Source organism: Pedobacter sp. P26, from assembly GCF_050632135.1.
In the GTDB taxonomy this organism is placed as follows: Bacteria; Bacteroidota; Bacteroidia; order Sphingobacteriales; family Sphingobacteriaceae; genus Pedobacter.
Genome location: NZ_CP192574.1, coordinates 653639 through 679444 on the forward strand (window position 1 = coordinate 653639; position 25806 = coordinate 679444).

Genomic DNA, 25806 nt, shown 5'->3' on the forward strand with positions numbered 1-25806 from the left:
TGTTTTTTTAATTGGCATAAAGTGTTGCTCGCATTTCTACAAGTAAACATTCAATTTGTCGCTCATCGGGTTTATCCTGAAGTTTACTTGTAAGCGTTTCTTGCTCAATTTGTAGCATCAGTTTTTCTGCCATTTTTAATACTTCATCATAATCAAAGTCGCCTCTTTTTATCGAGAGAAGTTCATCTCTGTTTTGCCGTTTCACGATAAGTTTTCCATCACGCACAATTTCAAGCGCCACTTGCAAAAGCCTTATGGTATGCATCATGTTTTTCGCGTCGTAATCTTTACCATGTGTCTTATTTAACCTATATCGTTCTTCATTCCGTTTTTCTACCCATTCCCAATATTCGTTATGTTCCTTGCAATAGGAGGAATAACTATCCTGATTGAAAAACAAATACCCAATTTCTTTTTCTCCGTTAGGTATAGAGGATACTGAGACATCATTAGCGTTTTCCTTATTTGCAATCCCTTTGTAGCCAAATTTATTTTCTGCATCATAAAATAGTGCATAAAGGTTTTTCGCATTTGGAATTTTCGATAAGCCGCAATCCGCCTTAGAAATATTGCGTTTTTTAAGCCATATATTTGCTTTAACCGATGAATAATTCTCTGTAATGAAACAAAAATCCAGGACGATTTTTCTCGTTTTTGGCATCGGATTTAAAATTTTCTTGTTCAATCCTTTTGCTTTTCTGATCTGTGTCAAGGCATATCCACCAAAAGTATCTTTGCATAGTTTCGACAAAATTATATCGATATTTAACCTATTCATTATGGGATGCTTATATAAAATACATTCTTCTGGAGTAGCTAAAATTTCCACAATATTCGGGTTGTTCTTGATCAATAACTCAACAAAGCGGCCAATTTCATAATATACTTCGTCGTTGCTTTCATTGCTGATCTGCGGGATATATCTCAATCCAAAAAACATGTCTTTTGGCATATAATATATTCCTTTAATATCAGTGTCTGACTGTGGCGTATCCAATCCGTAAGCTTTGCTACCGCTTAAACATTCAAATAAAAGTAGGTTCTGATCTTTTAAATCATTAATCGTCATAATGGCTTATTGTATTTCTAAAAAGTTATCGAGCATTTCGGCATCAAAACTTTCTTTTAGGAGATTTTTAGCTCCTTCAGTGCAACTTTTAAATTCATCATCAATAAACCTGCGCAATTTTGGGTCTATTTGAATAATAAACCCCTCTGCAGAAGTAGATTTTAATACAATCAGATCTTTAACCGATGATTGAAGATACTCTGGCATTAAGGTTAAAAGTGGACTAATGGTCATTGGTGCAATTGTATTTTTCTCTAAACACCATTTTGCTGAAAGTAAAGGTCGCAGTATATAAAAAAGTTTTTTGATCTTAATTTCGTCGCCATTTATCACTGTATCCAATGCACCATGTGCTATTCCTAAATAATGGTTGATATTTGTTTTTCTATAAAAATAAGACTGGCATAATGTCCATAGTTCGTTTCTAAAATCACCTTGCTCTCCGTATACAATAGGCGATTGCAGCCATTCGAAAGGAGTAGTGTTTGATTTTCGGATCAATTTAAGCACCTTTTTTATATCCCAACCGTAAATATCAAGTTCATCGTTGATCGGAAAACCCAGTTGATCATCCTTTTCTGAAACAGAAAGATAGTAGTTAAGCGGGCGAACATAAATAAAGCGAACATCAAAATCGCTGTCCGGTGATGGAAATTCCCATCCGCGACTTCCCGATTCGCAGGCAAATAATATTTTGATATCATTTGATCGTTCGATTTCTGCAAGCCTGTTTATGATGGTGGTTTTCATTTCATTCTTCATTAATCCCCGGCAGGTAACATTCACCTGACCGAGGGGTTTCTAAATTTAGTTTATTTTACGAAGATCTGTTTCAATTGATCTACAATTTGTCCACTGCCAGATAAGCTGATGTTATTGATTTTCTCCGCGATTTTCTCTACGTATTCCATCTCTTTCAACTTATACAACATGCTGTTGTCTTCCATTAATTTGGCAGTATTCAACAAACTTCTGGTCGAGGCCGTTTCTTCTCTGCGGGTAATGATATTGGCTTGTGCCCGTTTTTCAGCAACTAAAACCTGGTTCATAATCTCCTTAACGTCACCTGGTAAAACAATGTCTTTAACACCACAGTTGGTCAATTTTACACCCAGGTTTTCAACCTTATCCAAAGTGATGGCCATTACCATTTCAGCAATTTTTTCCTTGCTTTCCATCAATTCGTCAAAAGTCATTAAGCCAATACACTCTCTTAATGCCAATTGCATGGTGATGTACAATTGTTTTTCAAATTCTTTATTCTCCAATAAGGCTTTGATGATGTCATCAACTTTATATTGAATGCTGAAATTTACCCTCAATTGTGCTTTATCTTTGGTTAAGATTTCTTGACCGATAATTTCCATATTCAATTGCCTCATATCGGTTTTCAAAACTTGAACAGTAGTACTGTTTTTCCAGTAAACATAGTTTCCTGATTCCAATACGTTTTCAAATTTACCATCAACAAACAATAAAGCTTTCTCAAATGATTCTACTTTATAAGCCCTGATGTAATTCAACAATGGCGCTTTCTCCAACAAATTTTTATCAATCGTTTCATCAATTTTGATGTTACTGATATCTACCTTAACAAAGTTATATGCAGACAAACCTTTCCAGATGGCATGTCTGCCGGCGGTTAAAACAGATTTGAAGTTTTTGTTTTGGTAAACCAAAGCCAATTCGTTATCGGCAACGCTTACTAAGTGAATCAAATTCACAAAATCTGCATTTTCCAGCAAAATATCCAATTCGGCAACCGAGTAATAGTACTCTTTGGCCATATCGTATAATGTCATGCTTTCGCCAAAACCTAACCAGTAAGTTCCTGCGGTTAAAACGTTTTTTAATTTTCCTTTTTTAAACACCAATCCAACATAATTGGTGTTAATCGTTACTCTTTTCATGTTTTTTGATGTTAGCCCATCTAAATCCTCCCCTAAAAGGAGAACTTAAATGAGTATGGTTAATTATTTATTCTTTTAAAAAGCGTTGCACAAGAACATTTACCTGTTTTTTGCGGAAGTAAAAGTTTATCAAGCTTTGTTTAAAAATGAAAGGAGGCTTGTCTTATCGGTTTTATACTCCCTTGGAGCATTTTACCTTCTCGATTTAGCCGATTTGATTTTTAAACCTTTTCCTGCTGCACTGATTCTCACTGAGCAAATACAGATTTGCTTCTTGGATTTCGAAAAATCCTAAAGCGAAATGTGGTTGCGCAACGCTGGTTTTGGGAGCATTTGAAAAGTTGCCCTTCTTTTAACACGGAACCTAAATCCATTGCATTACCCTTATGCGATTCCAAGTGATATTTGGAAGCAGGATTCGAACCTGCATTTTGGTGTTGTTACTCTAACCCCTGAGCTATTCCGATATATCGGAAGTGGGATTCGAACCCACGACACACAACGTGTTCAGGCAATCTATCACAATCCTTATCAGTATATTCTACGCAATTGCCCGAATACTTTGGGGCTATTCTGAAACCCACAACCATGGATAAGTTTTTATTTAGTATTGCCATTCCGATTATTCATCGGAATTTCTTTATATATACTGATTTACCTAAACTGTTTAATTGCCGTTAACCCTGTTCCGCATATTCGGAACAGGGGCTTCATATTTTGCTGTTCTAATTGAGCAGCATGATGGAGAGCGCGTATTATTGAAATAGTTTAATTGTATTGTAAATCAGTTATTTATTATTGATCTTTTTCAAAGAACTTCATTATCGACTGGCGACATTACAAAGATGCCACCACTACTACGCGCTAGATTTGCGCAGATAAAAATATTTTTCAAATACTTATTTAAGTGTCTGATAATTAATTAAATAAATTTTATTTTTTCGGTGAAATGTTTCTTTTTATGATAATCTGCGCAATTGTATTGCGTAGATGTAAACCCTTTCTTATATTTAGCTAACCAAAATCAACGGATTTTAGCAGAAATCTAAATACACTCCAAAATGGCAGTAAATAAATTAGCACTTATCCGGTATAAAACCATCGACGATTGTTTGAAAAATCGTTTCAGAAAATGGACACTTGATGATCTCATTGAAAAGGTTTCCGAAACCCTTTACGAATTAGAGGGCATAACCAGCGGGGTGAGTAAGCGGACCATCCAGGCGGATATCCAACTGATGCGGAGTGATAAGCTTGGATATAATGCACCAATTGTAGTGAAGGATAAACGCTTTTATGCTTACGAGGATCCTAACTTCAGTATTACCAAAGCGCCGATCAATAATGCTGATGTAGATAAAATGAAGGAAATTGTTGGCGTGCTGAAACAGTTTAATGCTTTTAATTATTTCGACGAAATGAGCGATATGATTGCCCGTTTGGAGAATAACCTCTACAAATCGACCAAGCAGAGCGGTAATAACATTCAGTTGGAAAGTAATAAGTTGGTAAAAGGATTGGAATGTATTCCACCACTTTATCAGGCAGTTTTAAATAAGCGTTCGCTATTGATCGAATATAAATCTTTCAAAGCGCAACAATCGCAGCAGGGAATTTATTATCCGTATCTCTTAAAGGAATATAGAAACAGATGGTTTTTGATCTGTAAAGCAAAAAAGCGGCCTGGAATACTGAACCTAGCCTTGGATAGGATAATAGAATTTCAAGAACTGCCCAACGAAGAATTCGTTGCTTACCAGGGGGTAGATTTCGACCGCTATTACGATGATTTGATTGGGGTGACTAAAAATGAGAAAGACCGGGCGCACAAGGTAATCTTAGAGTTTACCAACGAACACGCCCCTTATGTAATAACCAAACCTTTACATGCCTCACAAGTAGTATTAAGTAAAAATGATAAAACCACAGTTTTTAGAATAGATGTTATACTGAACTATGAATTGGAGCGGGAGATTTTAGGTTTCGGAGAATGTGTTAAAGTGCATTCGCCAAAATTATTAATCTGGAAAATTAAAAAGCGTTTGCAGCGAACTTATGAACAATATGAACTTATTCAAAAAACAGAAAAAGAAACTATTGAAAATGTGGTGACTTAGTTAAACGTTTTAGTAATTGGATTATTATCCGTATTTTGAAGGCTCAAAAACCATTTATGAGCAGAACCAAATATATTTTATCTATCCTTATTGCTTGTTCATTAAACACTTTTGCACAGCAGGCTACCTCTCAATGGCGGCCCAATTACCATTTTACAGCGCCAACCAACTGGCTTAACGATCCAAACGGATTAATTTACCTAAACGGCGAGTACCATTTGTATTACCAGTACAATCCGTTCGAAAATAAATGGGGGCACATGAGCTGGGGGCACGCAAAAAGTAAAGACCTGGTGAATTGGGAGCACCTTCCTGTGGCCATCCCCGAAAAGATTACTAAAGATACCATCACCATGATTTTCTCTGGCTCGGCGGTTTTAGATAAACAAAATGTAAGTGGTTTGGGCAAAGGCAAAGCGCCCATTCTTGCTTTTTATACTGCCGATTTACCTAAGCAGCATAGCGAATCGCAATACATGGCCTACAGTAATGATGGAGGTTTAACCTTTACCAATTATGCAAAAAATCCTATTATTGATTTAAATAAAAAAGATTTTCGCGACCCGAATGTGTGGTGGCATGAAGCTTCTAAACAATGGATTATGACTGTTGCGATGGTTGATGAGCACCAGGCCCGGTTTTACGGTTCAAAAAATCTGAAAGACTGGACCATGCTGAGCGATTTTGGCAAGCAAGGTAATCAAGGCAGTGGCTGGGAATGCCCTTTTATGATTCCATTGGCGGTTGATGGAAATAAGAACAATACAAAGTGGGTGCTCATGATCTCGCTGTTCGGTCCAAAAGGACCAACCATGCAATATTTTGTAGGTGATTTTGACGGCAAAACCTTTAAAAATGATAACGATGGCCAGTTAACCTTGCTGGTGGATGACGGCGATTCGTTCTATGCGGCCATTCCCTGGAACAATGCGCCAAATGACAAATGTATTCTTTTAGGCTGGTTGCAACCGGGCGGTAAAGAAACCTTTCCGTGGAAAGGGCAGATGTCTATTCCAAGGGATTTAGCTTTAAAAACCACGCCTGATGGGATAAGGTTGTTTCAGCAGCCGAGTTCGGTTATTGCGGGCAATCTTAAAAAACTGGCACAAAACCGGGTAATTTCCAAACAAAATCTTTTTGTTAACGGTGAATTAAAACTGGACCAGATTGCTAATGCCAATTGGATTGAAGCAGAATTTGATTTGAGTAACGCTAAAAATGCAGGTTTTAAATTGGCGCAATTAAAAGATGAGCAAGGCAAAGTGATTAAAGAAATTGAAGTGGGTTACGAGGCCGGTAAAAGTGAGCTTTATGTGGATTGCTCACGTTCAGAGAAAGGTATTAAAAACGATAAGAACATTATTCAAACGGCCAAAATAAATCCTGTTGGAGGTAAAGTGAAAATTCAGATCCTGATCGATAAATCATCGCTTGAAGTTTTCGGCAATGGCGGGGAGAAAGTAATTTCGACCATGATTTTTCCAGATGAAAAGGCAACTGGAATTACGGCATTTTCGAAAGATGGTAAAAGCACTTTAACCAGTTTAAAGATTTGGGATTTGAGAAAAAAATAGTTAAACCGTGATTGCCAGGCACAATCAGATGTTAAAACCTCACTGGATTTTAAAATCCAGTGAGGTTTTTTATGTGCTCTGGGCTAAAGACTATCTGACTAACTCTTAAACTCGCTCGTTTTATGGAAATCGATATCAGGATAATCCTGTTTGGTTAAATTGATCATATATTCGCTATCGGACAAATAAACCGGATTGGCTTCTTTATCAAAACCGATGTGCTGTTGCTTACGTTTCACAAATTCGTCGAGCTTTTTCCTGTCCGTAGAAGTTACCCAGCTCGAACGCGTATAGCTTAAGGTACGGAATCGGCATTTAGCACCATATTCGTGCTCTAACCTGAAATTGATTACCTCAAACTGAAGCTCTCCTACTGCGCCGATTACTTTCCTGTTCCCAGGCTGCATCACGAACAATTGTGCCACACCTTCATCCGTTAACTGCTCAATACCTTTTTCCAACTGTTTGGTACGCATAGGATCCATGTTTTCTACCTCTTTAAAGATAGATGGAGAGAAACTGGGGATTCCTTTAAACTGCAGTTTTTCCCCTTCAGTTAAAGTATCGCCGATTTTAAAGTTGCCACTATCGTATAAACCTACCACGTCGCCTGGCCAGGCTTCTTCAACAATACTTTTTTCGTTAGCCATAAAGTCCATCGGGTTAGAGAATTTTAGTTTCTTATCCTGACGGGTATGGTAGTAGAATTTATTCCGCTCAAACTTGCCGGAACAGATTCTTAAGAAAGCAATCCTGTCGCGGTGTTTTGGGTCTAAGTTGGCGTGGATCTTAAACACAAAGCCACTGAAATTTTTCTCTTCAACCAATACATCACGTTCCTCAGCTTCCCTATGACGTGGGCTTGGCGCGATATCAATAAATGTATCCAGAAGTTCTTTGATCCCGAAGTTATTAATCGCACTGCCAAAAAACACAGGTGCAACCAAACCATCGGTGTATAAATCTTTATCAATTTTGCCGTAGATGCCGTCAACCAGTTCCACATCATCTTTCAATGTATTGATCTCGTTTTCTTTCAGGTAATTCAATAAAGATGGATCATTTAAATCACTTGCTGCCACAACCGAATCGGTCACTTTGGTTTTATCAGAGTTAAACAAATTTAAATGTTTGTTATAAATGCTGTAAACACCTTTAAAGGTATGCCCCTGGCCTATAGGCCATGAAAGTGGACACAGACTGATGTTTAACTTTTCTTCAATTTCATCCAGTAAATCGTAAGCCTCTTTACCTTCACGGTCCATTTTGTTGATGAAAATAATTACCGGCGTGTTACGCATACGGCAAACCGACATCAGTTTTTCCGTTTGTTCCTCCACACCCTTCACGCAGTCTACCACCAAAATCACACTATCCACAGCCGATAAAGTCCTGTAAGTATCTTCTGCGAAATCCTTGTGACCAGGAGTATCCAGAATATTGATACGTTTACCACTGTATTCGAAACCCATTACCGAAGTAGCCACCGAGATACCACGTTGTTTTTCGATCTCCATAAAATCGGAGGTATTACTTTGGTTCGCTTTGTTCCGCTTTACTGCACCTGCGGTATTGATGGCGCCACCAAAAAGCAGAAACTTTTCTGTCAGCGTGGTTTTACCTGCATCGGGGTGACTAATAATGGCAAAGGTTTTACGTTTTTCTATTTCGGGGTTAAGCATAATAAAATTTTGGGTGTAAAAGATGATGAAACCTGGTTAAAGGAATTTAACAGCGATAAGATTTGAATATTGTTGTTTCATCAGGCTGCAAAGATAATAAAAAGCTTTATCATTAATTGTTAGGTTGTTGTATTGTTTTATTGTTGGGGTGAATAGATTTAGAAAATGATTTGGAAAACTAAGGACAGTGGTTCTTTTGTTATTGCAGTCCTGCCATACACTATAGCTCCGATAGAAAAAATCGGAGGCTGTCGTTTCTGTCAGGTTTAGGTTGCTTCTGCAGTAATTCTATTGAGGTTTTTTATTCCGCTAATCAAGAAATTATTGATTAAATAAAAGTGGTGACCAAAAATATCCACTTAAAATTAAAATTTCTCATCAATCATTCTTTAGTTTTGTGCTAAAATGTTTAGCTTTATTCGTCCCTCCGTTTATTGCTAACTAAAATTTTACTGCCGATGCCTACTTTGGAAGAAACTTCTATGCCCGCAGAAATTGCGGCTAAATTTGTTAATTATACCTCAAAACATGTTTTTTTGACCGGAAAAGCCGGAACAGGTAAAACAACTTTTTTGCGGAAACTGATCCAGCTTACGCATAAAAAGGCTTTAATTGTGGCGCCTACGGGTATTGCAGCCATTAATGCCGCAGGAGTAACCATTCACTCCTTATTTCAAATGCCCTTTGGCGCTTTTTTCCTGATGCTGCAGGAGCGCTGGTCAACGAAAATATTAATTTCAACTTTAATACACCCAAAACTTTAGTAAAACACTTAAACATGCAGGGCAATAAACGCCGCATGTTGCAGGAACTGGAACTGTTGGTAATTGACGAGGTGAGTATGTTGAGGGCAGATATGCTCGATGCTATAGATTTCGCTTTGCGGTATGTACGCCGTAACAGAAACCTTCCATTCGGTGGAGTACAGTTATTATTTATCGGCGACCTGCACCAGTTACCTCCAGTGGTAAAAAATGACGAGTGGCGCATTATGGCTAAATTTTATAAGAGCATTTATTTCTTCGATGCGCTGGCCCTGCAGGATAATCCACCGGTTTATATCGAACTGGATAAAATTTATCGTCAGGATGATGCTGTTTTTATCGATCTGCTGAACAACCTGCGGAACAATAAAATTACCGTTGAAGATACTGCCTTGCTAAAGCAACATTTCAAACAGGATTTTAAACCTGCTGCCGATGAAAATTATATCACTTTAACCACCCATAATCATAAAGCTGATAGCATTAACCGCGAAAGGTTGACCCAACTGAAAACAAAATCATATTTCTTCGAAGCAAAAGTTCAGGGAGAGTTTAATGAATATGCTTATCCAAATGATAAAAGCTTAGAGCTAAAGGTTGGTGCGCAGGTAATGTTTATTAAAAATGATATGACCGCCGAAAAGCGCTATTACAATGGTAAAATTGGCGTGGTACACCATATCGAAAAAGATGTAATTGAAATTGAACTACCGGAAGATAAAGTGGTAATCCAGATTTCGCCCTACACCTGGGAGAACGTAAAATATAAACTGGACGAAGTAACCAACGAGATCAAAGAAAATGTTGCCGGTTCATTTATACAATATCCCATTAAACTGGCATGGGCCATCACCGTCCATAAAAGTCAGGGTTTAACTTTTGATAAGGCTATTATTGATGTAGGTGATGCTTTTGCACCTGGTCAGGCTTATGTGGCCTTATCGCGTTTACGCTCATTAAAGGGTTTAGTTTTAACTTCTCATCTTCGCGATAGTGGTTTGCAGCAGGATCAGAATGTGCATTATTTCTCTAAAACAAAACAACCTTCGGAAGTGCTGAACGAGCAGATCAGTATAGAGAGTTATGCTTTTATCCGCAGTTATTTGCTTGCCGCATTTGATTTGAACCTAATCCGCTATTACTTAAAAGAACACCGCCAAACATTTGATAAAAGTGAAAAATCGGCCAAGCAAAGGCACGAAGACTGGACAGATACTATTTATACCGACTTTCAAAAAATTACAGCCACAGCCGATACGTTTGTTAATCAGCTCAAAAACCTGTTCGCACAGCAAACTGAGCATACATTATTTAATGTATCGAAAAGGGTAGAGGCGGCCTTAAAATATTTTAATCCGCTGGTTAAGGAGATCTCAGACCGTTTTCTAGCTCAAATAGAAGTGATAAAAGAAGAAAAGCAGATTAAAACTTATGTTACAGAGCTACTCGAACTCGAAATTTTAGTGTATGAGCAATTGAAAAAAATGCATAAAGGTAAAGCATTGTTGCAAGCACTTATCGCTGGGAAGGAGTTTAGCAAAGCAGATACCGATGCGCTGTTGAATACGGTCGAAAGAAACCATCAACTCCAAAAAGCGATCCAGTTAAAAGGAGAAACACTGAAAGTAAAATCTGCAGCCGAGAAAAAGAAAAAAGAACCAAAAATCGACACCAAACTGGTAAGCTTCGAGCTGTATGAGCAAGGGAAAACCATCGACGAAATTGCAAAAGATCGTGGTTTTTCTGCCGGTACCATTGAGGGACATTTGGCCTATTATGTTTCTACACAACAATTGGATGTAACCAAACTGGTAAAGGCCAACAAGATCAAAAATATTGCTGATGCAGTAGAAAGCCAGAAAACAAAATCAATGGCAACGATAAGAGAGTTTTTAGGAAAGGATTATTCATTTGGGGAGATTAAACTCGTGCTGGCATCATTGTTTCCATCAGAGGAATAGATCGAAATCTAACCGCAAAGATTGCTAAGGACAAAAACGCAAAGGGCGCAAAAGCAAATTCAAAGATATGGATGAGAATGAATTATCAAGAATTGTAATCGGATTGTCAATAGAAGTTCATAGTGCTTTAGGTCCTGGTCTGTTGGAAAGCGCCTATAAAGAATGTCTGTATTATAAAATTCTCAAGGCAGGGTTATTTGTTGAAAAAGAAAAGATAATGCCTTTAATTTTCGAAGAGGTAAAACTAGACTGTGGATATCGAATTGATATTTTGGTTGAGCGCAAATTGGTTTTAGAATTGAAAAGTATAGAAGCTTTTAATGAGATTCATTTGGCACAAACATTAACTTATATGAAGTTAGGTAATTACAAATTAGGTCTTTTGATGAATTTTAACGTAATTAGGTTAAAGGATGGATTAAAACGTGTAGTGAATGGCTTATAACTTTTCTTTGTTTCTTTGCGGAAAACTTTGCGAACTTTGCGGTTAAATGGAAAAGGTTAAAGTTTTAGCGCAGTATATGCCAGAACCAGCGGCACCGCTAATTGCCAAGTGGATTGATTATTTTCAGTGCGAATTTAAAATCTCTAAAACCCGTTCTACAAAACTGGGCGATTACCGTCACCCTTATCAGGGCAAAGGCCACAGGATTTCAGTAAATTTCAACCTCAACCATTATGCTTTTTTGGTTACTACGGTACACGAATTTGCGCATTTACTCACGTGGAACGATTTTAAAAATAAAGTAAAACCACATGGCTCAGAGTGGAAAAAGAATTTCCAAAGGATGATGGTTCCTTTTTTTGAGCTGAATATCTTTCCATATGATATTCATAAAGCAATTGATAATTATATGTCTAATCCGGCGGCATCAAGCTGCTCTGATCTGCATTTATCGCGTGCATTAAAAAAGTACGATAGTAATAAAACAGAAACTTTACATTTAGAGCAATTACCCATCAATACCACTTTTAAAATTAAAGATGGCCGGCGTTTCACAAAAGGAGAAAGGATCAGAAAGCGGTACCGTTGTATTTGTTTAGATGATAAACGGTTGTATTTATTTAATCCTTTGGCAGAGGTTTTTGTGGTAGAATAAGATTATCAAAAATTAAACTAATTGATTAACTTTAAGTTATGGAAAAGATTTTTGACCGTATTTATATTGATGCAAATATTTGTGGTGGTAAGCCCATCATAAGAGGTAAAAGAATTACTGTGCAAACCATAATGGAATTTTTAGCAGCAGGGGAGACTTCAGAAGAAATTTTAAAGCAGTATCCATCTTTAGAAGTGGCAGATATTACTGCCTGCATGCTTTATGCAACTGAATTAATGAACCATAGTTTTGTAATTAAGCAAGCTGTGGCTTAATGCAAAAGGTTTTTCTCATTGATGTAAATTTACCAAGATTCTTTTCGTTGTGGAATTCTGACGAGTATATTCATCAATATGAATTAGGTGATGAATGGTCTGATAGCGAAATCTGGAAATATGCTGAGTCGGAAAATTTGACAATCATTACTAAAGATAGTGATTTCTCCTCCCGTATTTTGCTTCATAACCCTCCACCAAAAGTTATACATATTAAGCTCGGAAACATGAAAATGAATCAATTCTATGATGTTCTTAAAAATCTATGGCCTCAAGTGATTGAACTTAATAAAGATTTTAAATTGATTAGTGTCTTCGCTGATCGGATTGAAGGCGTAAAATAAGCTATATAAACTTAAACTCATCGCCATCAAATAAACCTTTGTCACTGAGCTTTAAATGTGGAATCACCAATAAAGCCATAAAAGAAAGTGTCATAAATGGAGCAAGTAAAGTAGAACCTAAACCTTTCGCAAATTGATCTATAGAAGTATAACTTTCCGCAACTTTATAACCATTCTGGTTACTCATTAAGCCTGCTACCGGTAAAGCTATAACTTCTTTTTTCCTTTTCCCAGCGCCACTACACCACCAGTTGCTGCAATTACCCAATTTACCGCTTCACAGATACTCTTGTCGTCTACACCAACAGCAATAATATTATGACTATCGTGAGCAACGCTTGAAGCAATGGCTCCTTTTTTAAACCAAAATTCTTTACAAAAGATACAGCCACAGGAGCATCATGGTAACGGTTTACCACCACCATCTTCAATACATCGTTTTCCAGATCGCTGATAATGCTATTATTTAAAACTTTTGGTTTAGCGGTTAACCTATTGGTAATCAATTGTCCATCTAAAGCTTCTATTACAGGGATTTCTTCTTGTCCTGTGAAGGGATAAACAAAATCTTCTTCCTTTTTCAAACTGCAATCGAAATGATTTACCGATTCCTGATCTTCTACATGTTTTACCCAATCTCCAACTGTTTTGCCATTTTCGGCAAGCAACAATCCATCAATATAGGTTTGTTTAATTTTGAAGTTTTTTAGATCCTCGATTACAATAAAATCTGCCGGATCGTTATGTTGTAATGTTCCAACATCTAATTTGTAGTGAAGAATAGGATTGATGCAGGCTGCCTGAAGAATATTGAAAATATCAATTCCCTTTTCTACTGCTCTTGCACAAAGCTGATTGATGTGGTTTTCGACTAAACTATCGGGATGTTTATCATCACTGCAAAACATCATCATTTCCGGCCAATCGTTCAGCAAATGGATCAGCGCCTCAAAATTTTTGGCTGCACTTCCTTCACGGATCAGGATTTTCATGCCGCGCTGTAATTTGTCTAAAGCTTCTTCGGCAGTAAAACATTCGTGATCAGTAGAAATTCCGGCATCTATATATTGCTGGACGTCATCGCCTCGTAAACCAGGAGCATGCCCATCAACAGGTTTACCCAAGTGGTGTGCCGCAGCAATCTTTTTTAAAACTTCTTCATCTTTATAAAGTACACCAGGGAAATTCATCATTTCGCTCAGATATTTTATTTCCGGACGCTCTAATAATGCTTTTACATCATCATGATTCAGTTCTGCGCCTGCGGTTTCAAAAATGGTAGCAGGAACACAGCTTGGTGCACCGAAGTTGAATTTAAAAGGCACAGTATTGCCATTTTCAATCATAAATTCTACACCTTCCATCCCACAAACGTTGGCAATTTCGTGTGGATCGCTAATCGTAGAAACCGTTCCATGAACAACTGCCAATCGTGCAAATTCACTTGGAATTAACATACTACTTTCGATGTGCACATGGCTATCGATAAAGCCTGGAGAAATAAAATGAGTGCCTTCCCGCTGATCGGAAATTTTGGAAATTGATTTTATTTTTCCATCCTCAACGGCTACTTCGCCAAAGAAAATATTTCGCTTTGTGATGTTAATGATATTTCCTTCGACTTTGAAATTGCTCATTTTTCTGTTTTTTGATGTCGTCACCCTGAATTTATTTCAGGATCTTTAATGCTGCTGAAATAAATCCGATAGCTATCGGATCAGTATGACGATAGTGTACTAAACCACTCTTAATATTTTAATAACTTATCAATCATTTCCGCTAATCTTGCTTTAGCCAGAAAATCTTCTTCTAATATTTTATTCATTGGAATGGCGGTATCTAAACTTGCACAACGCATTACCGGTGCATCCAGATAAGCGAAACAATGTTCCCCAATCCAGGCTGATATTTCTGCTCCAAAGCCATTTGTCAAGGTATCTTCGTGCAAAATTAAAATCTTTCCGGTTTCTTTAACAGCCTGTTGTACGGCTTCTTTATCCCATGGCTGAAGTGTGCGCAGATCAATTAATGTAGCGCCGCTTTCAGGATATTGATTCAGGTACTCTAATGCCCAATGTACACCCAGTCCGTAAGTAATGATTGCAAACTTGCCTCCTTCGGCAAGCCTGACTGCTTTGCCGATTTCTGTGGTGTAATAGCCATCCGGAACAGGAGCTGTTAAACTTCGGTAGAGGTATTTATGCTCAAAATATAATACAGGATTTGGATCTTCGATCGCAGCTAACAATAATCCTTTAGCATCTTCAGGGAAAGCCGGATAAACAATTTTAAGTCCGGGAGTTTTGGTAAACCAGGCTTCATTACTTTGCGAATGGAATGGCCCGGCACCCGTACCTGCACCTGTAGGCATACGCACCACTACATCAGCCTTTTCGCCCCAACGGTAATGCGTTTTGGCCAGGTTGTTTACAATCTGATTAAAGCCTACCGTCACAAAATCTGCAAATTGCATCTCTACCACAGCTTTATAACCATTTATAGATAGGCCCAGGCCTGCACCCACAATGGCCGATTCGCAAATAGGCGTATTACGCACTCTGCCTTTGCCATATTTAGCGGTAAAGCCATCTGTAATTTTAAAAGCCCCGCCATAATCGGCAATATCCTGCCCCATTAAAACCAGGTTAGGATACTTTTGCATGGCTAAATCGAGTGCATCGCTAATGGCATCTAAATATCGTTTTTCGGTTGAAGATTCATTGGCCTGAGTAACCTGTTGCGTATAAGGGAAATACATGTCTGCTTCTTCCTGATCGGCATTAGCAATGGGCTCATCTTCGTTAAAAGCTTCTTCAATTTCCAGTTCAATATCTCTTTTGATCTGGATTTTGACATCGATAACCGTATCAGAGGTTAAAATACCCTGCTCAATTAAATAGGTTTCGTAATTACTTAGCGGATCTTTCTTTTCCCACTCATCAAAAAGTTCTTGCGGAACATATTTAGTGCCTGATGCTTCTTCATGTCCACGCATCCGGAAAGTAAGGCATTCCACTAAAACTGGTCTTGGATCCTTCCGGATTTCCATAGCCAGCTGGTTGATGGTATTATAAACCTCCAGAATATTGTTTCCGTCTATCTGAATACCTTCTACGCCATAACCGATGGCTTTATCCACCAGGTTTTTACATCTAAACTGTTCTGATTTTGGAGTGGAAAGGCCATATCCGTTATTCTCAATGAGAAAAATAACCGGAAGGCCCCAAACGGCTGCAACATTTACCGCTTCATGGAAATCGCCCTCGCTGGTTGCGCCTTCACCGGTGTAAACTAAGGTAGCATGTTGCTTTTTGGCCAAAACATTGGCCAATGCAATGCCATCTGCTAAAGCCATTTGCGGTCCGAGGTGGGAGATCATCCCGATGATTTTATAATCTTGTGTGCCGAAATGGAAGGAGCGGTCGCGACCTTTAGTAAAGCCGGTAATCTTGCCCTGCCATTGGGCCATTAATTTTTTTAAGGGAATATCGCGTGAGGTAAAAACACCCAAATTACGGTGCATGGGCAAAATATATTCATCGTTTTGCATGGCTAAGGTGCTGCCAACTGCAATGGCTTCCTGTCCAATACCCGAAAACCATTTGCCAATTCGGCCCTGACGCAAAAGTTTAAGCATCTTGTCTTCAACCATCCGGGGGTAAAGCAATCTTTTGTATAAATTCAATAAGAATTTGTCGTCTTTATCTCCTCGATTGAAATGCATAATAGGCTTTTGATTATTGCTTTAAGAAATATCCCATGGATTGAGGACTTGGAGATTTACAATTTTTTTAAAATCGGAAGTATTTCTTGTGATTAAGGTAAGGTTATTGGTTATTGCTGTGGCTGCTATTATTGCATCTGGAAGTTTAATTCTATGCGATTTTCTTATTTTGATAGTGTTTTGGATAATTTCTTCTGATAGATCATAAACAAGCGATGCTGAAATGAATCCGCTTAATTGTTGAAATTGATGTTCTGTCATCTTAGACCAGCCTAAAAGTTCTATTCTTGAAATAACAGATAAATGCATTTCGAGATTATCCATAAATACGAGTATTTTTTCAGGTAATTTATTTTCAAGATACTCAATTACCGAATTGGTATCTGCTAAATATCCCTTTCCCATTCGTTCCTGCTATCGATAATATATTGCTGGAATTCTTCGTATTGCTTGTCAGTAAGGTTTAGTGAACCACGAAAATCAGAATGCTTTCTTTTAGGTTTCTCCATCTCGTTAAGTTCGTCGACAGCATAAACCAAAACCTCAATTTGTTTCCCAATATAAGCCTTAGGAACATCTATTGAGATGTTTTCTTTATCCGGTGTTATTATTGTTCGTACCATACTCAAATATACAAAATATCAAGGACGATTAAAATTACATTTCAGGTATTAGTTAATTTAAAGACCAAAGACTTGGGGGCTTAAGACTCCCGATTCTTCTTCAACTCTTCCCACTGTTTTGCGAAAGATTTATCCGCAACTTTTGGCATTTCGCGATATTTGCCCCAACTCTTTTTAAAGAAAGTTTTAAGCATAAAATTTTTAAATTTCCCACCAAAGAAATCCATCCACTTGCGCTTTTGCATCATTTTATTGAACATGCTCCAGCCCATTTCTTCTTTTTTGCCATTATCATGAGCAGCTGCAGCGTCTCGCCGGTTTAACAGCAACATTTTGTGGATATCGATTTTAACCGGACAAACCTCTGAACATTTTCCGCAGAGACTGGAAGCATAGCTTAAGTGTTTAAACTCTTCCATACCCTTTAAATGCGGCGTAATCACAGAGCCGATTGGACCGCTATATGTGGTGTTATAGGTATGTCCACCAATATTTTTATATACGGGGCAGGCATTTAAGCAGGCGCCACAACGGATGCAATACAAGCCTTGTCGCTGATCTTTTTGAGCCAGTAAGTTGGTACGGCCATTATCCAGCAGGATAACATACATTTCTTCGGGGCCATCGGTTTCATTTGGCTGGCGCGGGCCACTTAAAATGGTATTGTAAACCGTTAAATTCTGCCCGGTTCCATGTGAAGCCAATAAAGGCCAGAACAGATCCAGGTCGGCCATAGAAGGAATTATCTTTTCGATACCTACAATAGCGATGTGGATTTTAGGAAAAGTGGTGCTTAAACGTGCATTACCTTCATTTTCAGTGAGGGCAATACTTCCCGTATCGGCAATTAAAAAATTCCCGCCGCTAATACCAATATCAGCATTCAGGTATTTATCGCGAAGTAATTCTCTCGCTTTTTGTACCAGCTGCGGAGGAGTGGCATCTATAGGCGTGCCAAATTTATCATGAAATAACTGCGAAATATCTGTAGCACTTAAGTGCATGGCTGGGGTAACAATATGGTAGGGAGCCTGGCCCAATAACTGAACGATGTATTCGCCTAAATCACTCTCCAGCGATTCGATATTGTTTTGTTCCAGAAAGTCGTTCAGGTGTATTTCCTCTGTTGTCATCGATTTAGATTTGATGACTGTTTTACCATTGTTTCTTTTAATGATATTGAGGATTTCTTGCTGGGCTTCTTCAGCATCGTTAGCCCAAATTACCTTACCGCCACGACGCTGAAAGTTCGATTCGAACTCGGGTAAAAACTTGTCGAGGTTTTCCATCACACGCCATTTAATTACATGCGCCTTTTTTTCGAGGCTTCGAGGTTTTCGAATTTTGATAAACCGCGTTCAACTGCCGCATTGTATTTGCCAATATTATAATTTATGGTTTTACGGTGCGGTAAATCGAAAGCTTTCTCATCAGACTTCTCTAAAAATTCCTCGGCAGTTTTCATCAATGGCAATTTCATTATAGGGGTAACGAAGAATAGCTGTTTTTAGTTTCAGGCTACTCTGTTAAAAACCAAAGATAGGAAACCCTGTTGAGTTTATTTTTAGAAAATTGAAACTTGACTATCAAGCAATTATTTTTATTGTATATAATCCTTGAAATCATCTAGTGGAGGATTAAAATCATCACTCATTTCATCTTAAATAGATCTCAATTCGATTAATACTATTCATACTGACTAATTTTGAGTCTGTGAAACTAGCGAGATCGTCATGCTGAATTTATTTCAGCATCTTTCCTATTAGATAGACCCTGAAATAAATTCAGGGTGACGAGTGCGCCAAAAATTTCTAATGCAGATTTTAAAGGTATATTAATAATCTAATCAGGTTTTTAATTTTGAAATATATAGCGACAGTTAAGCATAAAAAAGCCCCAACATTTCGTTGAGGCTTAGTATTTTGAATATTATTTCTTTGGATTTCCTTTTCCGTCCATATCTACTGCCGGGCGTTTAGGTCTGTTTGCCAGTTCCCATGCGGTAAAGTAGGTTAATTTTGCTCTTTTTGCCAATAGGGGGAAGTTAATTTTGCTTACTTCATCGCCAGGTTTGTGGTAGTCTTGTTGTAACATGCCGTCATAATAGAAGATAATCGGAATACCCAATTTTGCGAAGTTATAATGATCTGAACGGTAATAAATTTGCTCAGGATCTTTTGGATCATCATACTTATAATCCAGTTTCATTTTGGTATAGGTTGCATTAACCTGCTCGCTTAAGTTAGCCAAATCGCTACTTAACATTCTAGAGCCTACTGAGTAAATGTAGTTTGCTGAATCTGGTTTGCCCAAATACTCTTCGCCAGTACGGCCAATCATATCAGTATTTAAATCAGCAATGGTATTGGCTACTGGAAAAACAGGATGCTCAGAGTACCATTCAGAACCCCAAAGGCCTTTTTCTTCTCCAACTACAGTCATAAATAAGATACTGCTTTTAGCACCCTTACCTGCTTTTTTGGCATCGGTAAAGGCTTTTGCCATCAATAATACACCAGTAGTACCCGATCCATCATCATCTGCTCCATTGTTTACTTTGTCTTTTGCGTTTGGATCAGTTTCTAAACCAATATGATCGTAGTGACCGGTTAAAATTAATACTTCCTTTTTTAGAACCGGATCAGACCCCTCTAAATAACCTAAAACATTTTCGCACCTAACTGATGCCTCATTTTTAGCAGCACTTGCTGAAAAAGGAACACCTACGATTTGTGAAGCAGGAGTAAGGCTTTCGGTAATTTTCTTTTGTAAATCTGCTACCGTAGTATTGGCTGATTTTAACAGATCGTTTGCTAATGCTACTGAGATTGAAATGCGTGGAATTTCGTTTTGCTTCTGAGCCTCAATAGCTGCGTTGGTTTTTACCATTACACGACCATTATTTTGAGCTTGTTTGCTATTTTCGGTAATTCTGTCTACACTTGGATCGATCAGAATGATGGCTTTAACATTATTCTCTGCAAAATATTTTGCTCTTCCTTCCAACATAGCACGGTAAGATGCCCTGTCAATTCTGGTACCTGGTTTAATGGTCGGATCGCCGCCGTTAAACATCATCACCACTTTGCCTTTAATATCAGTTCCGGCAAAATCGTTGTAATTGTCTTTTTTGATTCCATAACCAATAAATACAATCTGATCGGTAGAAAAAGTGAAACCGTTATCGCTGATTAAGCTCGGTGAAACGATATAATCTTTCTGGTATTCTTTCGGCTGACCGTTAACAGTTACATGGCTCTCTTTTAGTGTAACATTAACCAGATCGATCTTTTGGAAATAGCTGCCATTTACAGGTGCTTTTAGACCTAAAGATTTGAAATAGTCGCGGATATAATCTGCTGCCATCCAGGCACCTTTAGTACCTGTTTCGCGGCCTTCATATTCATCAGAAGCCAAAACTGAAAGGTGCTTGTAAGCATTTTCCGGACTAATCGCCTTGCTGAATTTTATCGCATCCTTATTCGGTATAAGGGGCTTTATCTGGCTAAAGCAACTTGCGGAAACAAGTGATACCAAACTAAGGGTTAAAAACTTTTTGTTCATTATGATAATAGTTAGTTGAGTTTGTTGTTAACACGAAATTTTTTCAACCCTGTTCTGGTGGCGACCACCTTCAAATTCAGTAGCTAAAAAAGTTGTCGTTATTTCTTTTGCCAGTTCTTCCGAAACAAATCTGGCAGGGATACATAAAACGTTTGCGTTATTGTGCTTGCGGACCAAAGAAGCTACCTCATTTTCCCAGCATAAACCAGCCCTGACGTGCTGGTGTTTATTGGCCGTGATGGCTACTCCATTTGCCGATCCACAAAGCAAGATACCGTATGTAAAATCACCATTTTCTACCGCTTCGGCAACAGGATGAGCAAAATCTGGATAATCAACTGAACTTTCAGAATAGGTGCCAAAATCTTTTACCTCGTAATCCTGTAAAAAATCTTTTAATATTTCTTTGTATTCGAATCCGGCATGATCCGCGCCAATGGCAATTTTTATTTTTGTACCAGACATTGTCAAATTTATAGAGAATTATGAATTCTGTTCGTAATGTTTTTGTTAGTTAGCGTAGAAAGCAGCATCAGCCTTTTTCTTCTTTTTTCGATGTAGGCCGATACAAAAATACTCAGCTCATAAAGTAAGAACAATGGCGTAGCTACAATCAGCATCGTCATAATATCAGGTGTTGGCGTAACAATAGCGGCAATGATTAAGATAATAACTGCGGCATACCTTCTGCTCGATCTCATTAGTTTCGGTGTCATCAACCCAAGTTTCGACAGGATGAAAATAATAACCGGAAGTTCGAAGATAATTCCGGTGCCTAAAGTTAAAGTTGCCACAGATGATAGATACGAATCGACGGTAAATGTGTTTTTAATTTCGGCACTCACAGTATATCCTGTTAAAAAGTTAACCGATAATGGGCATACTACAAAGTACCCGAAAAAGATACCGATAATGAAAAGTACCGATGCAAAGAATACAAAGCCACTTGCAGATTTACGTTCGTTCTCATGCAGTGCTGGTTTGATAAAACGCCATATTTCCCATAATAAATACGGGAAACCAACAACAATACCACACATTACACAAACATTTAACTGCAGGTTAAACTGACCTGCCATTTCTGTATTGATGATTTCACCATTAATTTTGGTGATACACATATCCTTGCCTAAGGAAGGAAAGTGCTCTACCAGTTTACACATCATGCGATAGGTCCAAAAATCTGGTTTTTTAGGCCCGAAAATAATTTTATCAAGGATTTCCTCGTTGAAATAAAAAGCGATACCGGTAAAAACGGCAATGGCAATTACGGCTCTGATTAAATGTTTACGGAGAACATCCAGGTGATCAAAAAAAGACATCTCTGCCTCTAATGTGGTGCTCTTTTGTCCGATAGCTTTTGTAAGTAGATTTTTTTAGTGTCGCTCATGTTGAAAACAAAAATACCATTCTATTTGAATAGAATGGTATTTACGTGTTAAATATAGAAATAGTTTATATTATTATGAGAAATGCTTTAATATATTATGTAGATCAATATGTTAATTATTTATAATGTCCTCTTAGGGAGTGAATTTTAATAACTTGCTCAACTTCCATAACCTGATAGATAATTCTGTGCTCTGAATTTATCCTCCTCGACCACATCCCTGAAAAATCATATTTAAGTTGTTCAGGTTTTCCGATACCCTTAAACGGGGATTCTAGTATGGCAATAAGAAGAGATTCTATTTTCTTTTGAATAGCGATATTGCCACTTTTTTTCCAGTAACTTAGGTCTTCTTTGGCTATCTCATCAAAAGCTATTTCCATAAATCATCTATAGCTATCTTAGTAAATTTTCCCTCTTTAAAGTTTTGCTCTGATTTTTTTATTTTAGCAACAAATTCGGGATTGTAAGGCTTATCCTCTTTTTTCAAAAGAAATCTTCATGGCTTTTAAAACCTGCTTTACGGCATTTAATTGAGCCTTGTTTTCCGGATGTACAATTAATGTTTCCATAATTCAAATTTACTGAAATAATTCTTAAATTTTTAATAAAGAAAAATCCCATTCTGTTTTACCAAAATGGGATTTAAATTTTTATAATCGTTTATATTATTCCGTAAATTCAAACGTTTCCATAAACTTAGTGGTGAAGTTTCCTGCCCTGAAGTTAGGATCTTTCATCAATTGTAAGTGGAAAGGAATGGTAGTTTTAATACCTTCAATTACGAATTCGCTCAAAGCACGCTCCATGGTACAGATGGCTTCTTCACGTGTTTGCGCTACGCAGATTAATTTTGCAATCATCGAATCGTAGTTGGAAGGAATTGAATAACCTGCATACACGTGGGTATCTACACGAACACCATGCCCGCCCGGAGAATGGAAATTAGTGATTCTACCAGGTGAAGGACGGAAGTTATTCGCAGGATCTTCTGCATTGATACGACATTCAATGGCATGCATCTCCGGCGTATAGTTTTTGCCCGAAATCGGAATTCCGGCAGCTACTTTAATCTGTTCTTTAATTAGATCGAAGTTGATCACCTCTTCGGTAACCGGGTGCTCTACCTGGATACGGGTGTTCATTTCCATAAAATAGAAGTTGCGGTGTTTATCAACCAGGAATTCGATTGTACCTGCACCTTCGTAGTTTACGGCCATTGCACCTTTAATCGCAGCTTCACCCATTCTTTCACGAAGTTCTTCGGTCATAAACGGAGATGGAGATTCTTCTACCAATTTCTGGTGACGGCGTTGAATGGAACAATCGCGTTCTGATAAGTGACATGCTTTACCAAACTGATCTCCGATGATCTGGATTTCAATGTGACGTGGATCTTCAATGTATTTTTCTAAATATAAGCCATCGTTACCAAATGCCGCACCAGATTCCTGACGCGCACTGTCCCAGGCATTTTCGAAATCTTCATCTTTTCCAGACTACACGCATACCGCGTCCACCACCACCGGCAGTTGCTTTTAGAATTACAGGGTAGCCCATTTCATTGGCAATTGCAATACCTTCTTTAACGCTGGTAAGCAAACCTTCCGATCCTGGAATAGTTGGAACACCCGCGATTTTCATGGTTTCTTTTGCTGAGGCTTTATCGCCCATGCCATTGATCTGCTCTGGGGTAGCACCAATAAATTTGATGTTGTATTCGCGGCATATATTAGAAAACTTAGCGTTTTCAGATAAGAAACCGTAACCTGGGTGTATGGCATCGGCATTAGTTAATTCTGCAGCCGAGATAATATTTGGGATATTTAAATAAGAATCTTTACTGGGTGGGGGCCCAATACAAACAGCCTCATCAGCAAAACGTACGTGTAAACTCTCGCGATCTGCAGTAGAGTAAACAGCAACCGTTTTGATGCCCATTTCCTTACAGGTACGGATAATACGCAAAGCGATTTCACCCCTGTTGGCAATTAGTATTTTTTTAAACATAATTTTTAATTTAGGATTACACAGATTTAAACGATTACACCGGTTTAACGGTATGATCAAAAATCTGCGAAATCAAATTAATCTGTGAAATCAGCTTCTAAATAGGTTCTACTAAAAATAACGGTTGATCATATTCTACAGGTGATGCATTATCAACTAATATTTTAACTATACGGCCTGAAACTTCACTTTCAATCTCGTTAAATAGTTTCATTGCCTCTATAATACAAACTACTTTACCTGTGCTAACCTCATCGCCAACGTTAACAAACATCGGTTTTTCCGGACTAGCTGAACGATAGAAGGTACCGATCATTGGCGATTTAATAGTAATGTATTTTGAAGTGTCATCTGCAACTGGTACAGCAGGTGTTGCTGCATTTGGTGCAGTAGGAGCTGTGGCAACAGGGGCAGCAGCCTGTACAAGCGGAGCCTGTGGTACGGTAGCATGCACAACTGTTGGTGCTTGGTTTGTTTTGATCGTGATTTTGAAGTTTTCTTGCTCAATAGCAACTTCATTTACTCCAGAACGAGAAACAAATTTAATCAGTTCCTGTATTTGTTTGATATCCATTTTTTAGGCTAGTTATGTAAAAAATAGTGTTTATTGAATTAACTAAGTTATACTTTTTTTGTTTTATATTTTTATCCGGGCAGTACCTTACTTCTGACTCCCGACTAAAGACTTCTGACTATTTTGTGTCGTACGCCCATTTAAGGTATACCGAACCCCAGGTAAAGCCACCACCGAATGCAGCTAAAACGATGTTGTCACCTTTTTTCAATCTGCTTTCCCATTCCCATAAGCATAACGGAATGGTTCCGTTGGTTGTATTGCCATAACGTTCGATGTTGATCATTACCTTATCGGTAGTAACCCCCATACGGTTTGCAGTAGCATCGATAATGCGTTTATTGGCTTGGTGAGGCACTAACCAGGCAACATCATCAGCAGTTAAGCTGTTGCGTTCCATAATTTCGGCAGCAACATCAGCCATATTGGTTACGGCAAATTTAAATACTGTTGGGCCTTCCTGGTGTGCGAAATGCTCCCTGGCATCAATAGTTTCGTGGGTTGCAGGTTTAACTGAACCACCAGCCTTCATGCCTAAGAAATCTCTTCCGGAACCATCTGTTCTTAAAATAGAATCCTGGATGCCAAATCCTTCTTCATTTGGTTCTAGTAAGGCACAGCCACAACCATCGCCAAAAATGATGCAGGTTGTACGGTCTTCATAGTTAATGATTGACGACATTTTATCACCGCCAACTACTAAAACTTTTTTGTGTCTTCCTGATTCGATAAATGATGCACCTGTAGAAAGTCCGAAAATAAAGCCAGAACAAGCGGCTTGTAAATCGTAACCCCATGCATTTTTAGCTCCGATTTTATCTGCTAAAACGTTTGCTGTAGCAGGGAAAGTAAAATCTGGAGTAGTAGTGCAAAAGATAATCAGTTCAATTTCACTTGCATCAATTCCTCTCTTTTTAAGTAAACCGTTTACAGCATGAACCGCCATATCGGAAGTACCTAAACCTTCTCCCTTTAAAATTCTACGTTCTTTAATTCCCGTTCTGCTGGTAATCCATTCATCCGAAGTGTCAACAATGGTTTCTAACTCTGCGTTTGTAAGCACATAGTCGGGGACGTAACCATTTACTGCTGTAATAGCAGCGTGAATTTTACTCATTTTAAGAA

General features: G+C 38.1%; 21 protein-coding genes and 4 pseudogenes. 8 read left to right on the forward strand and 17 right to left on the reverse strand.

The window, feature by feature from the left end; all coding sequences use genetic code 11:
* Positions 1-7 precede the first annotated feature (7 nt).
* The 3 genes from ACQ86H_RS03180 to ACQ86H_RS03190 all read right to left on the reverse strand — a co-directional run bounded on the left by ACQ86H_RS03180 (position 8) and on the right by ACQ86H_RS03190 (position 2979).
* The gene (locus tag ACQ86H_RS03180; RefSeq protein WP_431293841.1) at positions 8-1069 is read right to left on the reverse strand and encodes a DNA polymerase beta superfamily protein; all 1062 of its coding nucleotides are present in this window, start codon (positions 1067-1069) and stop codon (positions 8-10) included.
* Between the two features lie 6 nt (positions 1070-1075).
* Positions 1076-1819: a nucleotidyltransferase domain-containing protein gene (locus ACQ86H_RS03185; RefSeq protein ID WP_431293842.1), complete on the reverse strand. Its 744-nt coding sequence runs from the start codon at positions 1817-1819 to the stop codon at positions 1076-1078.
* A 62-nt stretch (positions 1820-1881) separates the two neighbouring features.
* Entirely contained in the window at positions 1882-2979 is a 1098-nt protein-coding gene (locus ACQ86H_RS03190; RefSeq protein WP_431293843.1) for a slipin family protein, read from the reverse strand.
* 1061 nt (positions 2980-4040) lie between these two features.
* Here ACQ86H_RS03190 and ACQ86H_RS03195 point away from each other — a divergent pair.
* Positions 4041-5096, forward strand: coding sequence for a helix-turn-helix transcriptional regulator (locus ACQ86H_RS03195; RefSeq protein ID WP_431293844.1), 1056 nt, complete (start codon positions 4041-4043; stop codon positions 5094-5096).
* A 56-nt stretch (positions 5097-5152) separates the two neighbouring features.
* Positions 5153-6670: a glycoside hydrolase family 32 protein gene (locus ACQ86H_RS03200; protein WP_431293845.1), complete on the forward strand. Its 1518-nt coding sequence runs from the start codon at positions 5153-5155 to the stop codon at positions 6668-6670.
* 98 nt (positions 6671-6768) lie between these two features.
* Here the strand turns inward: ACQ86H_RS03200 and ACQ86H_RS03205 are convergent, their stop codons facing one another.
* Positions 6769-8352: a peptide chain release factor 3 gene (locus tag ACQ86H_RS03205; protein ID WP_431293846.1), complete on the reverse strand. Its 1584-nt coding sequence runs from the start codon at positions 8350-8352 to the stop codon at positions 6769-6771.
* Between the two features lie 458 nt (positions 8353-8810).
* Here ACQ86H_RS03205 and ACQ86H_RS03210 point away from each other — a divergent pair, with 458 nt between their 5' ends.
* The 6 genes from ACQ86H_RS03210 to ACQ86H_RS03235 all read left to right on the forward strand — a co-directional run bounded on the left by ACQ86H_RS03210 (position 8811) and on the right by ACQ86H_RS03235 (position 12796).
* Entirely contained in the window at positions 8811-9116 is a 306-nt protein-coding gene (locus tag ACQ86H_RS03210) for an AAA family ATPase (protein ID WP_431293847.1), read from the forward strand.
* A gap of 14 nt (positions 9117-9130) precedes the next feature.
* Entirely contained in the window at positions 9131-11077 is a 1947-nt protein-coding gene (locus ACQ86H_RS03215; protein WP_431293848.1) for a helix-turn-helix domain-containing protein, read from the forward strand.
* 67 nt (positions 11078-11144) lie between these two features.
* The gene (locus tag ACQ86H_RS03220) at positions 11145-11522 is read left to right on the forward strand and encodes a GxxExxY protein (RefSeq protein WP_431293849.1); all 378 of its coding nucleotides are present in this window, start codon (positions 11145-11147) and stop codon (positions 11520-11522) included.
* A 46-nt stretch (positions 11523-11568) separates the two neighbouring features.
* Positions 11569-12177 carry a SprT-like domain-containing protein gene (locus ACQ86H_RS03225; protein WP_138818735.1) on the forward strand — a complete coding sequence of 203 codons (609 nt, stop codon included), beginning with the start codon at positions 11569-11571 and terminating at the stop codon, positions 12175-12177.
* Positions 12178-12215: 38 nt separating this feature from the next.
* A complete protein-coding gene (locus ACQ86H_RS03230) occupies positions 12216-12452 on the forward strand; it encodes a DUF433 domain-containing protein (protein ID WP_431293850.1) in 237 nt (78 codons plus the stop codon).
* Complete coding sequence (locus ACQ86H_RS03235; RefSeq protein ID WP_138818733.1) at positions 12452-12796, forward strand: DUF5615 family PIN-like protein; 345 nt, start codon at positions 12452-12454, stop codon at positions 12794-12796. Before ACQ86H_RS03230 ends, ACQ86H_RS03235 begins: the two co-directional genes overlap by 1 nt.
* 1 nt (position 12797) lies before the next feature.
* Here the strand turns inward: ACQ86H_RS03235 and ade are convergent.
* The 13 genes and pseudogenes from ade to ACQ86H_RS03300 form a co-directional block, all read right to left on the reverse strand.
* Positions 12798-14433: pseudogene (gene ade, locus ACQ86H_RS03240) on the reverse strand (adenine deaminase).
* 110 nt (positions 14434-14543) lie between these two features.
* Positions 14544-16520 carry an alpha-ketoacid dehydrogenase subunit alpha/beta gene (locus ACQ86H_RS03245; protein WP_431293851.1) on the reverse strand — a complete coding sequence of 659 codons (1977 nt, stop codon included), beginning with the start codon at positions 16518-16520 and terminating at the stop codon, positions 14544-14546.
* 21 nt (positions 16521-16541) lie between these two features.
* Complete coding sequence (locus ACQ86H_RS03250) at positions 16542-16925, reverse strand: type II toxin-antitoxin system VapC family toxin (RefSeq protein WP_138818730.1); 384 nt, start codon at positions 16923-16925, stop codon at positions 16542-16544.
* Entirely contained in the window at positions 16907-17143 is a 237-nt protein-coding gene (locus ACQ86H_RS03255) for a hypothetical protein (RefSeq protein ID WP_138818729.1), read from the reverse strand. The genes ACQ86H_RS03250 and ACQ86H_RS03255 overlap by 19 nt, the downstream gene beginning before the upstream one ends.
* A gap of 80 nt (positions 17144-17223) precedes the next feature.
* Positions 17224-18611, reverse strand: a pseudogene (locus tag ACQ86H_RS03260) (LutB/LldF family L-lactate oxidation iron-sulfur protein).
* Positions 18612-19072: 461 nt separating this feature from the next.
* Positions 19073-20707, reverse strand: a complete 1635-nt coding sequence (locus ACQ86H_RS03265) for a M28 family peptidase (RefSeq protein WP_431293852.1) — start codon at positions 20705-20707, stop codon at positions 19073-19075.
* Between the two features lie 27 nt (positions 20708-20734).
* Positions 20735-21172, reverse strand: a complete 438-nt coding sequence (gene rpiB, locus ACQ86H_RS03270; RefSeq protein ID WP_138818727.1) for a ribose 5-phosphate isomerase B — start codon at positions 21170-21172, stop codon at positions 20735-20737.
* Positions 21173-21180: 8 nt separating this feature from the next.
* Positions 21181-22029, reverse strand: a complete 849-nt coding sequence (gene tatC / locus ACQ86H_RS03275; RefSeq protein WP_431293853.1) for a twin-arginine translocase subunit TatC — start codon at positions 22027-22029, stop codon at positions 21181-21183.
* A 184-nt stretch (positions 22030-22213) separates the two neighbouring features.
* A complete protein-coding gene (locus ACQ86H_RS03280; protein WP_138818726.1) occupies positions 22214-22480 on the reverse strand; it encodes a Txe/YoeB family addiction module toxin in 267 nt (88 codons plus the stop codon).
* Positions 22471-22669 (reverse strand): annotated as a pseudogene (locus ACQ86H_RS03285) (DUF2683 family protein). Before ACQ86H_RS03285 ends, ACQ86H_RS03280 begins: the two are co-directional and overlap by 10 nt.
* Before the next feature lie 96 nt (positions 22670-22765).
* Positions 22766-24107 (reverse strand): annotated as a pseudogene (accC, locus tag ACQ86H_RS03290) (acetyl-CoA carboxylase biotin carboxylase subunit).
* 97 nt (positions 24108-24204) lie between these two features.
* Positions 24205-24681 carry an acetyl-CoA carboxylase biotin carboxyl carrier protein gene (accB, locus tag ACQ86H_RS03295; RefSeq protein ID WP_138818723.1) on the reverse strand — a complete coding sequence of 159 codons (477 nt, stop codon included), beginning with the start codon at positions 24679-24681 and terminating at the stop codon, positions 24205-24207.
* A 118-nt stretch (positions 24682-24799) separates the two neighbouring features.
* Positions 24800-25798 carry a beta-ketoacyl-ACP synthase III gene (locus ACQ86H_RS03300; protein ID WP_138818722.1) on the reverse strand — a complete coding sequence of 333 codons (999 nt, stop codon included), beginning with the start codon at positions 25796-25798 and terminating at the stop codon, positions 24800-24802.
* Positions 25799-25806 lie beyond the last annotated feature (8 nt).

Coding starts and splice junctions, on each gene's coding strand:
- tatC (WP_431293853.1), bottom strand. CDS start 22,029: ATGTCTTTTTTTGATCACCTGGATGTTCTCCGTAAACATTTAATCAGA.
- ACQ86H_RS03210 (WP_431293847.1), top strand. CDS start 8,811: ATGCCTACTTTGGAAGAAACTTCTATGCCCGCAGAAATTGCGGCTAAA.
- ACQ86H_RS03230 (WP_431293850.1), top strand. CDS start 12,216: ATGGAAAAGATTTTTGACCGTATTTATATTGATGCAAATATTTGTGGT.
- ACQ86H_RS03215 (WP_431293848.1), top strand. CDS start 9,131: ATGCAGGGCAATAAACGCCGCATGTTGCAGGAACTGGAACTGTTGGTA.
- ACQ86H_RS03235 (WP_138818733.1), top strand. CDS start 12,452: ATGCAAAAGGTTTTTCTCATTGATGTAAATTTACCAAGATTCTTTTCG.
- ACQ86H_RS03205 (WP_431293846.1), bottom strand. CDS start 8,352: ATGCTTAACCCCGAAATAGAAAAACGTAAAACCTTTGCCATTATTAGT.
- ACQ86H_RS03245 (WP_431293851.1), bottom strand. CDS start 16,520: ATGCATTTCAATCGAGGAGATAAAGACGACAAATTCTTATTGAATTTA.
- ACQ86H_RS03300 (WP_138818722.1), bottom strand. CDS start 25,798: ATGAGTAAAATTCACGCTGCTATTACAGCAGTAAATGGTTACGTCCCC.
- ACQ86H_RS03220 (WP_431293849.1), top strand. CDS start 11,145: ATGGATGAGAATGAATTATCAAGAATTGTAATCGGATTGTCAATAGAA.
- rpiB (WP_138818727.1), bottom strand. CDS start 21,172: ATGTCTGGTACAAAAATAAAAATTGCCATTGGCGCGGATCATGCCGGA.
- ACQ86H_RS03225 (WP_138818735.1), top strand. CDS start 11,569: ATGGAAAAGGTTAAAGTTTTAGCGCAGTATATGCCAGAACCAGCGGCA.
- ACQ86H_RS03195 (WP_431293844.1), top strand. CDS start 4,041: ATGGCAGTAAATAAATTAGCACTTATCCGGTATAAAACCATCGACGAT.
- ACQ86H_RS03265 (WP_431293852.1), bottom strand. CDS start 20,707: ATGAACAAAAAGTTTTTAACCCTTAGTTTGGTATCACTTGTTTCCGCA.
- accB (WP_138818723.1), bottom strand. CDS start 24,681: ATGGATATCAAACAAATACAGGAACTGATTAAATTTGTTTCTCGTTCT.
- ACQ86H_RS03180 (WP_431293841.1), bottom strand. CDS start 1,069: ATGACGATTAATGATTTAAAAGATCAGAACCTACTTTTATTTGAATGT.
- ACQ86H_RS03250 (WP_138818730.1), bottom strand. CDS start 16,925: ATGGGAAAGGGATATTTAGCAGATACCAATTCGGTAATTGAGTATCTT.
- ACQ86H_RS03280 (WP_138818726.1), bottom strand. CDS start 22,480: ATGGAAATAGCTTTTGATGAGATAGCCAAAGAAGACCTAAGTTACTGG.
- ACQ86H_RS03200 (WP_431293845.1), top strand. CDS start 5,153: ATGAGCAGAACCAAATATATTTTATCTATCCTTATTGCTTGTTCATTA.
- ACQ86H_RS03190 (WP_431293843.1), bottom strand. CDS start 2,979: ATGAAAAGAGTAACGATTAACACCAATTATGTTGGATTGGTGTTTAAA.
- ACQ86H_RS03255 (WP_138818729.1), bottom strand. CDS start 17,143: ATGGTACGAACAATAATAACACCGGATAAAGAAAACATCTCAATAGAT.
- ACQ86H_RS03185 (WP_431293842.1), bottom strand. CDS start 1,819: ATGAAAACCACCATCATAAACAGGCTTGCAGAAATCGAACGATCAAAT.